The following is a 13075-nucleotide window of genomic DNA, read 5'->3' on the forward strand; positions in this document are numbered from 1 at the left end:
TATGTCAGCCTTGACAGTCGCATAAATTGCTGTTGTCGGACTCGCGCTTTGCAATCGGCTAAACAGTTGTTGTCCGATCGAGCTTGAAAGTCGGGTAAGCACTATGCTCAATATTGATGAGGGTGCATTATTTTTATGTCTGCACGCATTAGTCATGGTTTGTGATCACAAAAACATTGCTTGCTAGCAAAACTAAACAGCCATAACCAGTCCCAACAGGTCAAGACACGAACAGCACAAAAAAGCAGCAGTTTGACCGACAAACTCAGGCATTTGCAGGATATTTTCAAGTAAATACAGGTAGAGTGCAGTCCCTGCAAATACCTGCAAATACCTGATTTTGTACTGCAAACGCCTGACTTTATACTGCAAATGCCTGACTTTAGGACACACAAAAATTAGCTAATTTTTAGCGTTTTTAACAACAAGTGAATTGACTTAATAGTCAAGTTACAGTATCTAAATTGAATTAAAAATCAAATTTCACAAGTGTGAGGAAATTGGCAGCGCAGTAGCAGTAGCCGTTATGTCAGCCTTAACAGTGGAGTGAAATATTATTGTCGGGCCCGCGCTTTGCAATCGGCTAAACTGTTATTGTCCTAGAGAGCTTGAAAGTCAGATAAAAATTTACCCCCTGACCACGCTCGCGACTTAATTTTTTAGGGAGTAACGGCGATAGCCGGATGCACCGCAATTTTCGCGAAAGCTTTATGTGCAGCGAAAGTCGAGACTAGGGTAGGTTTGGGTAAGTTTTTCAAAACGGAATCGAGCGGACAAGTGCCAACAACACCATTTCCCATCATCGCTGTTCCAACAGACGCCGCCTCCGATACCGAGGCGATGGGAACCAAGCCCAAGTTTTGGTTTTACCACCCAGAACTAGGTCGGTGCCTGTACAAACAATCTCGCCCCAATACAGGCGAAGCTTGGGCAGAAAAGATAGCATCAGAACTGTGCGGATTGCTCGGATTGCCCAGCGCCACTATTGAACTGGCAATCTGGAACAGCGCTTTCGGCACTGTTTCTCCATCCTTCGTGCCCTCGGCAGGTACTCTGATCCCCGGCAACGATATTTTAGCTCCCATAGTGCCAGACTATCCCCGATTTCAAGCCTTTAACGTGTCGCAACACACCCTCGATATCGTGTTCGACACCATCAGCAACAGCGCAGTGGAACAGCCCCTCAACTGGACGCCGCCAGACGGTATCGCTACGGCAGGGGACACCTTTGTTGGATACCTAATGTTAGATGCTTGGATTGGCAACACAGATCGCCACCACGAAAACTGGGGATTTGTCGAAGTAAGAGCTACGAAAACGCGCCAGGTGATAGCGCATCTTGCTCCTACCTACGACCACGCATCCAGCCTCGGTAGAGAATTGCTAGACTCCAAGCGGGTCGAACGGCTCAACAACAGTGCTGTGGCTGCCTATGCAGCTAAATGCAGGTCTGCGTTCTATGCTCTTGTGGGGGACAAAAAAGCCTTGTCTCCTCTTGATGTCTTTCAAGCAGCAGCACAACGGCACCCCCAGGCAGCTAGAGTGTGGCAAGAACGCCTGGAGGCAGTGTCGGCTGCTGATACGCTAGGTCTATTTGACCGAATTCCAAGGGAACGTATTTCAGAAGCGGCAATTGCTTTTGCTCAACAGATATTAGAAATTAACCAGCGTCGGCTGCTTTTACTGCTGGAGGAACTCAGTTGAATACTTTATTTGTTGCTTGGAACGAACTACCAAGTCACGCTTGGTTCCCTATCGGTCGGCTGACGAGCGATGGAAATAGCTACCAATTCGCTTACACGGCTGGGGCAATAGTAGCACAACGGCAATGTGGTTTTAAACCTTTGTGGTCGTTTCCAGACTGGGACAAAGTGTACGAATCACCCGAATTATTTTCGGTTTTTTCCAATCGGCTGCTGCGCCCCTCTCGCCCCGATTATCCAGATTTTTTGCGCTGGTTAAATCTCTCCCAATCTGAGAATGACTCCATGTTTTTACTATCTCGTAGTGGCGGACAGCGGGTAACGGATCAGTTGGAAGTTTTTCCCCCTCCCGAAGTGGATGAGGATGGGCGATCCCACTTCCATTTCTTTGCCCGCGAATTGCAACATTTACCTCAAAAAGCCTTAAATCTAATTGACAGATTACAGCCTGGCGATTTGTTGCGAGCAGTTGAAATTGAGCATATTGAAAATGACTATATTCGCCACCGCATTTTATCGCTATCAACAGTCGATGGCTGTCGAGTTGGCAATTGTCCTAAGTATTTGGTGGACTCTGATTTTTTGAGGCTGTACCAAGACCCTGAAAGGGTACAAATTGTGGTTGAGCAAGTCAATTTGTCGCCGGCACCGCAAGCGTTCCGATTACTTTGTCACTTGGCTGTTCAGAGGGGGAGGCGCTTTCAACCGTTTTCTAGTTCGCTGTATCAACCTATTTTATCGGAACTGGCTGCCACTGGAGGTACAATACCTTGAAGGTTTTTGAACTCCCTAATGATTGATAATGGCAGTCATTAGGAGTAAATTTGTAGACTTGTTAGTGGCGTAGATAGCTTATAACATTAGCACTTAAGAGGGTGCATTGTTTTTAAAAAATAAAAATCAGGGTTTGCGATCGCAAAACCATTGCTTGCTACCGAGAGAGAACAGCCAAAACCAGCCTCAACAAGCAAAGGCACGAACAGCACAAAAAGGCAGTAATTTGGCAGGAAATTGCAGGCGTTTGCAGGATATTTTCAGGTAAATGCAGGTAAAATGCAGCCCCTACAAATACCTGCATTTACCTGATTTTGTACTGCAAACGCCTGATTTTGTACTGCAAACGCCTGATTTTGTACTGCAAACGCCTGACTTTATACTGCAAACGCCTGACTTTAGGGCACACAAAAAATCAGCTAATTTTTTTGGTGGCGGCTTCGATCGACGGTGCGAGTGGCGAACAGATAAGTCTGCTGGCCGGCGATCAAGTTACCGCATCAAGCCGATCGCCTGGTTCATTCCGTGTCAGCACGAAGAAATAAAAAAACGGGGCAACGATCGGCACTCCGCTTGAACCGGGCAAGTTCTGCCTCGCCGACAACCGCCAGAACATCGGCGGTGGGTTGTGGGTTAAGCTAGGACACTTTTTGGCGACATCGAGGTGCAACACGCGCCATCGTGATATTGCTGGATTTTGCGTACTTGCAAAGGAATTTTTGACGGTTGTCCAAGTACCCCCAAATTCCACGCGACAGCATTAATGGAGTTCGATCGCACGCGCCAAGGCTTAGGCTCCAGTCTCGCCCGGAAAGTACCTTGCGTTTTGCACAGTTGAGCAAACAATGGGTCGGCGTCAAGTTTGTCAAAAACGAACGCCGCATCTTTTCCCCGCGCATCCCAAGTCCGGGACAATTCAAGCAACCTAAGCCCGTTTTTCGTTTTATAAACCTGAAAAGCCAGCCCCGAATACTTGGTGAATGCTTCAATCAAATTCACAGCCGATTTGATATCCCCGCCGAATCGCGATCGGCAACTCATGTCCTCCCCCTCGATGTCGATATCCACAAACATTACGGAAGGGGAATTAAGTACCAGAACCCCGTAAGAGTTTCGAGTTACGATACCCCCGCCAACACGCTGGATGATCGGCTCCATTAAAGTGTCATACTCCCCAGAGAACGTGACATTGTACCAGGTACTACCCATCCCAAAAATAACGCCCTCTACCACGAGATTTTCCTGTTCCGACAGGTACGGAAATCGTGAGAGCAAGTGCTTTTCCAGCAACGATAATTGCGGGTTCCACTTGATCACTGATTCAGGATTGAGATTCAAAACCACGCCCTCTACTACATCCTTAACTTGCTCAATCGCCCGTCGTTTATCGCGCTTGGACGGCAGAATATCGGGAACTCGACAGGCGGCCACCAATCTCCGATTTAAGACCGTTAATTCCTCCCGCAACTCCCCCACGTTGGGCAATTCCGTCTCGTACTCAGAAAGAGTTCTAAACACAGACACGGGAGATTCTAATTTTTCGAGTTTTTGGTTAGCGATTGCGATCGCCAGTTTTGCTTGCGAGATTTGATACGCACGATTGTTTGTGAGGCGGTCGGTTGCCAATTGGATCAAGGTTTTGCTTGCAAACAGGTAAGTGCGATGGAATTCGAGAAAAGTTTTCATGGGGTAACTCAAGTATTTGGGTAACGACGGGTGTGGGGAGTTCACCTAAAAGCCACAGTCAAGGGAATCTATCAAGCCTTCGCCGTGTTTTAGTTGCCACAATTCGCCTATCCGATCGCGCACAATTGCGTCCTCAGTCACTAGCCAAGCGTTTATGGTGGTGGCGTCGTATTTAGTCCCCGGCGCACCCCAGCCAAACATCTGTGTAATCAGGGTTTGTAACTGTTCCGGGAAGTATTCATCCCACCAAACTGTCGCAATTTCTCGCAATATTTCGGCATCGGCGGGGGCGATAATTTCTGGCTCTGGCACGGGTTGGAGGGGGTTTGGTTCTTGCGGATTGTCGCGAGCGGCCATCGGCTTCGCCGTCAGTTCCGAGAATATTGCTTGCTCCGAATCGGTCAAAGCGGCCCAAACTTTCTCGCGGTTGGCAGCTCCCCTGGTACAGACATCTTTAAGGATTGGCAGAATGTCTGCCGCTGCCCGTCGTGCAGATTCGGGGTCGGGTTCTGCCGTTGCTATCCGAATCATGTCCAGCAGGTTGAGTTCATCTTCGTTGAGTTCAGAGTGCGGGGTTTGACGGAGTTTGTGCGGGGTTTGTGCGGGGTTTGTTGCGGGGTTTAAATCTTCTACTGGTAAGGGTTCTGGTATTTTGACGGGGTTGACGGGGTTCAAACCTACTTTTTCTATTTCCACTGTTTCTGTTTCCTGGTTCGTCTTGTGGCTTTCCTCGTGTGATGCAGAAGTTTCGGTTTTATTTGGAATGTTTAAAGAGTCTAAACCCCGCAAATGGCTGTAATTCCCGTCTGGCAAGGATTCTGAACCCCGTCGTAACCCCGTCGTAACCCCGTCAAACCCCGCATCAAACCCCGCATCATTGGTAGGAGAATCTTGAGGGATAAGTGCCGAAAGTACATCAGAATGAGTGGGCGATGTTTCCCCTTCGGTGCGAAGTCTTAGTCCTTCAATCCAACTGCGACCACGGGAACGCTGCCACTTGACTCCAGTGAGTTCAAGGTAATCGTTGCAGAGCTCCGAGAGCATCTTTGGATACTTGATATGAGAAACTGCTTTGAGGTTGGAGTCGCACCAATTCTTGTAATGTTCGTAAATCTTGCCCGTAGGTGTCGAGGCAGTCGGGTCTACAATCAAGCAATCATCAAAGTGAGCTGCAACGCTGTTGGTTTGCAGCTTCATGTCCCATTCTTCGAGCTTGAATTCTGCAATCTGATTTTTGCCTACCCCTTGAATGCACTTGGTAACTGTGCTGTCAGAAAGGCTAAGAGCCACGGCAATGAGTTGAGAGATTTCTTCATCCATCTCCGCTTCAATGTTTGAGTTTCGCAACACCGTTGGTAAGGGATTGTCGAAGTGAATAAGACACAGACGGCGGTCTAAACCAGTTGTATCGCCTACGAAAATCGGGTTGTTACTTCCAATGATTAGTAAACCGTAGAAAAAAGCATCAGAGGCTGGTTTATACACTTCCCGGTAACTGACTGCATCGCCACCCGTCAAGGACAATATCGCATCTACACCCAAAGCAGTGCGCTCATCTGGACAGGCTACCAATTGCTTGTCGATAATACTGGCAATTGTTGAGCCGTCATCCATATTTTTGAGTTTGCATCCTTTCCAATTCTCTCGACCTACTATTTTTTGAAGTAGTCGAATAAATGTACCCTTTCCGCTCCCCGGCTTACCGATTAAGTGAACGAGCATCTGCAAGTCAAAAAATCGAAACTTAAGCAATCCGTTGATGATTGCCAACAGTTTGAGAATTTTCTTGCGGTTGCCCTGCATTGCCGTATTCATCCATCGGTAAACCTTCGGGCAGTTTAGTTTTAACGTCTCCAACACATCGCTGCTTGTACTGCCCGTGAGAGGCTTGTATTCATAAGGAAGGTGTGAAGTAAACCCCATACCCGGCAAGTGGTCTAAGCGTGTAAACCTGCTAGCATCGAGCACGTAATTATTGAAATTGATGTAACGCTTCCTGTCCCAAGTTTGCCAGCGAGCAACCCTCAGCCTTTTGGTTAAAAGTTTGAGTACGTCAGTTAAGTAGGCGTCCCCGCTGTAAGGAATATTTTTGGCATCAATTACGGTCATTAGTAGACTTTCAAAATTGCCTATTTCGATTTTCTCCCATTCCTTGCCAGTCCATATTCGCCAAGCTTTTTGTTCATTGTCAAATTTCCAGTGATGCCCGTATTCTTCGGCTATTTGCGCTGCTGTTTCGCGGGGGGTAGGAGGTTTTTTCTGGGTAGGCTTATCCCCTTCTTTTTCGTCGCCAAACAGCTTTGCTTTACCAAGAATCCTTCTGAATTCCTCAATTCCTTTGTGCTGAATAAAATCATCCATGCCTTTAAATTCTCCGTTCGGGCCTGCATCCCAAAAGCCTGTCACGGTGCGGACTGGTACACCGAATTTGGCTAATTGTTTGGCTAGTTTTCCTTCTGCTCTCCAGATGTTCGGGTTGCTAATGGCATCAGCGTCGAAGGCAATGATAAAGCCAAATCCGGCCTCTGCGAGCTTTCTCAGCGCGGGTACTAGAAATCGCTGATTTTCGGGGTCGCGGGCTTTGCCTGTCAGGCCTTGCTCTACTCCCAGCAAGGAAATTGTGGGGATGCCATTTGAGCACCCGGCAAGGGCTTTAAATACTCCCTCAGTAAGGAGAATATAAGGCACATCATTGATATAAAAAGCTTCTCGCTTTAGGGCTTCAATCTCCCAGTAGAGCGGGTTGTCGGGAGATGGGGGGAGGAGAGCGTCAAATTCTCCCTTTGGGGAAAGGTATTTCGGGGGTTCCTTTTTGCCTCGCTTCGGCTCCCGGATATCAGGCCGGAATTGTACCTGCCCGTTTTTCCCTATGAATAGGATGCCCGCTGATTTGACCGAATACCCCAAATAAAGCGAAGCTTGGGCGATGCTGGCACTGTGGCCGCAGGCGCGGGCCCAATCATTGAGTAAGTCTCTACCTGAGATGTGGGCTTCGTGGTCGGGGGTGAGGAATTTTTCGCCGATGCTACATAGAACTCCCCCTAGCTCCAAATTTTCTGGCTTTTGAGGGGGGGATACTGCTAGAATTGAGGCGGATTGGGCTGTTGCAATATCTGCGTTCGAGGGGGATAGGGAATTATTGGAATTTTTTACAGATTTGCTTGTATTTTTTTTAGAGTGTGGCACAATGAGTGTAGCTTTCACTGTTTGTTAGACATTGAAAGGTATATTCCTAGCTCTGGTTCTTGGCAAAGATTTCACAGAGTTAGGGTTGACTTGATACAAAAACAATAACTCAAGAGCGCCGAAGGTAAACTGCTGGAGGCGCTTTTGATTTGTCTTTTGACCACTAGACACTAGCTAGACATTAACTAGCATCCTTGGCGCTTCCCTTACGCTTGGCTTTGGTTTTAGCCGTAGCAGGGGGCTTTGTGGGGGCTGGTAACGAAGCGGGTTCATGCTCCTTCAGCCACTGCATTATCAGCTCTTCCAATACTTCAGACATATCCCGACTCTGTAAAGCGCACGCTGCCTTGAAACGCGCTCTCACCGACTCAGGGACGCGACTTCTAATGAATACAGGGGTTTCAGATTCAGGCACAGGCTAAGTCTCAGTTTTTTCCTCCTTATTGTCACATGGCTATAAACATTTTTGTCTGTGATGACTACTGTGCTATTACATTATTGTGCTATTGTGCTATAGTGTCACATATCGATAGAAATCGTTTCTATCGATAAAAGTCGTTTCTAAGACAAGTTGAACTATGGAACCCGAAACCGAGACGGTGATTGACGTTGAATCCGAACCAATCGATAGTTTTGATTCGCCAGAGGAGCCAGAGGATGAGGAAATTTGGTACTCTGCGGTGCAAATTCAAGGGCTACTGAAGCTGAGCAAAGCAGGACTGCAACAATCGATTTCTAAACTTCAGAGCATCTACGGCCTCGATATCGCAACCTTACGCCGTGGCGCTGCGCGGGCTACTCAATACTCTGAGCTTGCTCTCAAAGCTTGCAAATTATTGAATGCAGGAAAACTGAGTGAACTGCGGAAACTTGTAGAAGCTGCACCGACCGCGACCTCTTCCGCACCCAGTGGAGCATTAACAATCTCCGAATACACGCCTGCACTCGATCGGCGAATTGCGGAATTGAACCAAAATGCGACTTCTACTTCGGCATCTTTGAATCAAAATGTGCAGCAGCTTCTGGCTCAAATTGCTTCCGAAAACCAAGCCGCGCAACAACGCGACTCCGATTTGAATACAGCCGAAATCAACGCGGCTCAAAACCGTGGGGCTGCACGGGCGCTGGCCGTTTTTCAAGCCGAACAAAAAGCCCAAGCTGAAGTATTGGCTCAATTGCGGGCGATGAAACTGGGGGCGGAATCATGAGCTTCTACAAAGTTCAAGTCAAGCGCGAGTACAACGCACCGCGAGTGTTCAATGTAGTTGCCAACAAATCTCAGGACGCTGTTGTAGTGGCAGCTCAGAGTCTGAGAGAAGAAGGCATTACAGACGCGAAAGGCATTGAAATACTCGGTCAAATCAACAGTTTGAGGGATTAAAAATGGTACGAATTATTAACGGTGTAGTTTTTGAAGACGGCAAACCTGGAAAACGGGTTATCAATACGAATGGCGGTAATTACGTCGAAACAATTAAGGGTGATTTCATTGCTGGCACGGTCATCAACCATAAGTCTTCACCAACGCCGGAACGCAAGGATTTGTCTAAGGATGGCGAGGCAATTGACGTGAAATCTGAGGAGGTTTAAACGATGCTTAACGATGATGATAAAGACTTCGATAAAAACCTGACAAAGATAATGGTTGGCGGTGCGCTTGTAGCTGGCACTCTTGTCTTTGCAATTGGGTACGATACGGGCTACCAATCCGGCGCAAAGCGAGTCTCGGAGCCAACAATTATTCACGGAAACGTCACGATTAACAACAGCATTAATCTGAATTCAGATGATGCTGGAAGCGTTTCTAAATAGGAGGGATTGAGCAATGACCAAAGTTTTTGAAATTACGCCTGAATCCAATCCAGAAATCTGGGCTCAGTTGCAGCCGCCTGTTACCGATGAGCCAGAGCGTCCGTGCGTCAACTGCGATAACCTCGGATTCCCGGAGTGCCAATTTATGGCTGTTGGACTGGATTTGGCAACGGCGATCGAACTTTCGGAAAGCTGGCGGCGCGGGGAGTTGTTGCCCGTTATTGGTCATCCGGCGGGCGATCGAGTATCTGACAAGCTCAACCAAATGACAAATCAAAGCCAGCCGATCGCCCTAGAGAAGTAATCGGCCGGCCACACAATCCTCCCTCCCTTAACAAAAAGGGGGGGACTCATCTAAGGAGATTTTACTATGGATTTTGGACGCAACGACAGCAGCAGCGTAGCAATAAGGAACCCAGCAGCAGGACACAGCCCATACATTGACGAAAAAGCGGGAGACTGGGCAGACACAGAGGCTGACATTCTTTCATACTTGAGCGATGTTACGAAGTTGGAGGCGATGGCAGATAAAGCAGCCAATGCCGAACAGCTTGCCTTAGTTTTAGAACCCTTCCTTGACAACGCTACAAGCTACTTAGAGTCGCTGGAAAAAATCAGCGATGGTCAGGTCAGATGGACAGAAATTAGGAAAAAATTCGGCTCCAAAGTTGCAAATGCCATCGCTAAAATTCGCAAGCTCAATGCGGAATTTGGGGCTGAGATGGAGCAATTAGATGCCAAAGACCGAGCAGCGATGCTGAAGATTGAAACCAAGCGTCAGCACGGACTAGCCGAGATTGCTTCCGAGCTCACAGGCGACTTACAGGCCGAGCTTTGGCGACACGAGAACAAGATGGAGGCCATCGCAAATCGGGGTGAGGTTGCAGAGAAGAGGCAAACAATTCAAGAATCACTTCGAGAACGCCGACAGAAGCTGCTCAGTCGAGCCACAGTCGGGTCGGACAAAGGGATTCAGGAGAAAGTGCCAGTCACTATTGGAGCTACTAGCGCCTCCAACAGCGTCTCCGCAACCGGGACAGCTAGAGGGTTTGGCGGCTGGTTTGCGAACGTAATGAATTTCAACAATCGCTAAGAGAGAGGGGACTATGCACGAATTTATCGGAGCCAGTCCCCTCTCTTTTGTGGGAGGGGGACAGCACCAGCAACAACACCAGCAACAGCAGCAATATCAGCAAGTTACCGCACCAACAATTGACCAACCGCAGCCGGAGGAAACTAACGCCGAGCGCCAGTATCGGGACGCTGCCAATCTGTGTGAAGTCGTCGCACCCGTAGCTATCGGTTCAGCAGTGGTTTTTGCATTCCATCTGATGCAAGTCGCAGGCGGTTCGATAGTGCCAATAGGGGTTTATCAGGTTTATCTATTAGCCAAGATTACCGGGCAATCTAAGCACCGCTTGGCTACTGCAATTGTTGGCGGTGGCGTGACGCTTGGCATGATTGCCAGCCTTGCCGAACCGTTATCTGAAGGGCAGCAAGTAGGGGACGCAGAACCACGCTTGGAGATAGGCATCAAAGAAATTCAGACGGTTAAAAAACCTGTTTCAAGTAACTTTGATTACTTGCCTTCAATTGGGCTTGTCATTATCGTTTTCTGCCTAATGTTCAAAGCCAAAGGAGGGAGCAAGTAATGACACCATTAACCGAAAAACACGCTCAATTACTTAAGTCAAACCGCGCACTGCTACTGACCTTTGAAAGACTCCCAGTTGCGGTCAAGTTGTCGACAGTCGGTTTCGTACTTTTGCTGGGGGTAGGTAGCGGAATCACTGCATTAACGGGAACAGCCAGCAATCGGGTGCAACTCTGTATCCGCAACAAACAAGCCTTGCAATGTCTTGATAAAACAGGCAAACCCTACATCATGACCGAGTATTATGCGGAGCGGTGGAAAGCAAATCCCAACGTGGTTTTCCATAAGAAAATACCCGCCACAAATCCGCACAAAGCATTGTGGATGGCGCTTGCTGGATGCAGTTTTTGGGCTGCGGGTGCTGGCTTGAGAAGCCTACAAAACTCTGAGCGACAGCTTGCCAACTATGAGATTCTTGCAGAGAAGCGCGACCTAGCAAAAGGTCAACTGGCGGCTCGTACTGAGCTGCTGGAAGATTACCGGGCAATGAGGATTAAAGAAGTACAGGCCGAGGGCGATGTGGAGGCGGTCGCGAATGACTGTGCGGTGGTTTTAAAACAGTGTGAAGTTTTGGGTGAAGCCGATATCAGAATTGCTCAAATGGAAGCTGAGGAAGCAGTTTTCGAGGCGGAAACTGCGGGATTGTCTGAGGATAAAAAGCAAGAATATATCGCTTTTCTGCGGAACCAAAAGAATCCCTTTCAACTTCAGCTAACGGGGACACAAACATTTGACGGCATTAACAACCCTAGCGACAAGGTTGAATCTTCAACAGCAGCGATAATTGAGTTAAGCTCCAACCTTGAGATAGCTCGGAAAATAGCAGCCAGAATCCTAAATTCCCTAGCGGGCATCAATACATCAATCTTCCTAGCTGGCCCTACTCGCACTGGCAAAACTCGCACTCTGCACAAGTGGCTGCGAGACACAAATACGCGCTTTCCTCCGGCTGAAATCTACGTGATTGCCCAAAAATACGAAGATTTTCCCGGCGTTCCTCGCAACCGAATTGCCATATTTGACCCGCTATTTCCAGAGGAGTCGATGAAGTTTCTGGACGAAGTTTACGCGAAGTTGCAGAGTCGGAAATCCCAACCAGCAACCGAGGAAACCTACCGCAATCGACCAATTAAATTAATCCTCGAAGATTGGTTTGCTACTCACCAGTGCTTAGTGCAGAAACGAAATGCACAGCTATGGGAAGATAAGGCTTCCAAGTTGGGAAGTATCGCGACTGTTGGCGGTCAGTACAATGTGGGGTATTTTATTTGCACCCAAACTTTTAACCTTGCATCAAGTGGAGTCGCTGACTCAAACATCCGTCTCAATTTGGCGCTCATAGCTCAAGGTTTGGTGAGAACTACGAGCAATGATGAGGAGCAAGGTTCTTATGGAGTAATTGAACAGTTGTTAAACAATCAAAGAGTCATCGCCAGCAAGGATACCAGAGACAAATTAACCTCTGATTTGAAGCAATTAATTCCTATTTCGATGGCTGAGCAAACCCCAGTCATCCTCTCCACAATTGGCAACCCAGTATTAGGTTTGATGCCGGAAATTGAATTGAGCTTTGGAGGCAACCAGCCATCATTTGACGATGTTCCGACTGTTCCGACTTCTGATATCTCGGAACAGGCTGGAACGCCTTTAGACGCTCTGGGAACAGGCTCGCAGAATCCAGGAACGCCCTACGGAACAAGGGCGGAACGCATTTCAGCTATGTTTGAGGCGCTCAAGGCTGGAACACACCAAACACCAGTTTTCGCCCCTGATTCTCCCCTGGAACACGAAGAAAAACTCGAACTAGCAAAGCTTGTTATTGAGCAAAAATTAGGACTCAAGAAAACGATTTGGGTACTTTGGGGTGTCACCCGTGGCGGGCGCAATCATCAGCTATTCGTAGAGGCCAGAAAAATGCTGAAAAATCTCAAGGGAATCAGTGATAGCGAGGATGACTTGAGCGAGGATGATTTGGACGACTAATAAGCATTAATCGGGGTGACATTATCTCCACTAAAAGAGGACAAAACAATGGCTAGAAGTGCAGAATATATCACCTATATTCAATCCGTGAATTGGCGCAAAAAGAGCAATAATGTTCTCGCAGCCACAGGTAAGCGGTGTGCATTACGTCCCTGGAAAAGAGCAACACACGCGCACCATTTGCATTACAAAAACTTACGAAATGAATGGGTTGTTAGAGATTGCGTCCCTCTCTCGCCAGAGGCGCATAAACTGATTCATCGAGATATGTTTTGGA

Annotated in this window: 14 protein-coding genes; 11 read left to right on the top strand and 3 right to left on the bottom strand. The window is 47.9% G+C overall.

What is annotated here, in order from left to right:
- The first annotated feature begins 777 nt into the window (after window positions 1-777).
- The 3 genes from QT987_RS16405 (at window position 778) to QT987_RS16415 (ending at window position 3054) form a co-directional block, all read left to right on the top strand.
- A complete protein-coding gene (locus QT987_RS16405) occupies window positions 778-1704 on the top strand; it encodes a hypothetical protein (RefSeq protein WP_333241770.1) in 927 nt (308 codons plus the stop codon).
- On the top strand, window positions 1701-2477 hold the full coding sequence (locus QT987_RS16410) for a DNA-binding protein (RefSeq protein WP_333241772.1): 777 nt from the start codon (window positions 1701-1703) through the stop codon (window positions 2475-2477). Before QT987_RS16405 ends, QT987_RS16410 begins: the two co-directional genes overlap by 4 nt.
- A 268-nt stretch (window positions 2478-2745) precedes the next feature.
- A complete protein-coding gene (locus QT987_RS16415; protein WP_333241773.1) occupies window positions 2746-3054 on the top strand; it encodes a hypothetical protein in 309 nt (102 codons plus the stop codon).
- A 56-nt stretch (window positions 3055-3110) separates the two neighbouring features.
- Here the strand turns inward: QT987_RS16415 and QT987_RS16420 are convergent, their stop codons facing one another.
- The 3 genes from QT987_RS16420 to QT987_RS16430 form a co-directional block, all read right to left on the bottom strand.
- Complete coding sequence (locus QT987_RS16420) at window positions 3111-4163, bottom strand: hypothetical protein (protein ID WP_333241775.1); 1053 nt, start codon at window positions 4161-4163, stop codon at window positions 3111-3113.
- Between the two features lie 45 nt (window positions 4164-4208).
- Window positions 4209-7367, bottom strand: a complete 3159-nt coding sequence (locus QT987_RS16425; RefSeq protein ID WP_333241776.1) for a DUF3854 domain-containing protein — start codon at window positions 7365-7367, stop codon at window positions 4209-4211.
- A 163-nt stretch (window positions 7368-7530) separates the two neighbouring features.
- Entirely contained in the window at window positions 7531-7764 is a 234-nt protein-coding gene (locus QT987_RS16430) for a plasmid partition protein ParG (protein WP_333241778.1), read from the bottom strand.
- 163 nt (window positions 7765-7927) lie between these two features.
- Here QT987_RS16430 and QT987_RS16435 point away from each other — a divergent pair, with 163 nt between their 5' ends.
- The 8 genes from QT987_RS16435 to QT987_RS16470 all read left to right on the top strand — a co-directional run bounded on the left by QT987_RS16435 (window position 7928) and on the right by QT987_RS16470 (window position 12798).
- Window positions 7928-8557: a hypothetical protein gene (locus QT987_RS16435; protein ID WP_333241780.1), complete on the top strand. Its 630-nt coding sequence runs from the start codon at window positions 7928-7930 to the stop codon at window positions 8555-8557.
- Complete coding sequence (locus QT987_RS16440) at window positions 8554-8730, top strand: hypothetical protein (RefSeq protein ID WP_333241782.1); 177 nt, start codon at window positions 8554-8556, stop codon at window positions 8728-8730. The genes QT987_RS16435 and QT987_RS16440 overlap by 4 nt, the downstream gene beginning before the upstream one ends.
- Window positions 8731-8732: 2 nt before the next feature.
- On the top strand, window positions 8733-8939 hold the full coding sequence (locus QT987_RS16445; protein ID WP_333198306.1) for a hypothetical protein: 207 nt from the start codon (window positions 8733-8735) through the stop codon (window positions 8937-8939).
- A 3-nt stretch (window positions 8940-8942) separates the two neighbouring features.
- Complete coding sequence (locus QT987_RS16450) at window positions 8943-9161, top strand: hypothetical protein (RefSeq protein ID WP_333198307.1); 219 nt, start codon at window positions 8943-8945, stop codon at window positions 9159-9161.
- Window positions 9162-9174: 13 nt separating this feature from the next.
- The gene (locus tag QT987_RS16455; protein WP_333241784.1) at window positions 9175-9465 is read left to right on the top strand and encodes a hypothetical protein; all 291 of its coding nucleotides are present in this window, start codon (window positions 9175-9177) and stop codon (window positions 9463-9465) included.
- 66 nt (window positions 9466-9531) lie between these two features.
- A complete protein-coding gene (locus QT987_RS16460; RefSeq protein WP_333241786.1) occupies window positions 9532-10254 on the top strand; it encodes a hypothetical protein in 723 nt (240 codons plus the stop codon).
- 13 nt (window positions 10255-10267) lie between these two features.
- On the top strand, window positions 10268-10813 hold the full coding sequence (locus tag QT987_RS16465) for a hypothetical protein (protein WP_333241788.1): 546 nt from the start codon (window positions 10268-10270) through the stop codon (window positions 10811-10813).
- Window positions 10813-12798 carry a hypothetical protein gene (locus QT987_RS16470; RefSeq protein WP_333241790.1) on the top strand — a complete coding sequence of 662 codons (1986 nt, stop codon included), beginning with the start codon at window positions 10813-10815 and terminating at the stop codon, window positions 12796-12798. Before QT987_RS16465 ends, QT987_RS16470 begins: the two co-directional genes overlap by 1 nt.
- The last annotated feature ends 277 nt before the right edge of the window (window positions 12799-13075 follow it).

This window comes from Microcoleus sp. SVA1B4 (genome assembly GCF_036700545.1).
GTDB lineage: Bacteria > Cyanobacteriota > Cyanobacteriia > Cyanobacteriales > Microcoleaceae > Microcoleus.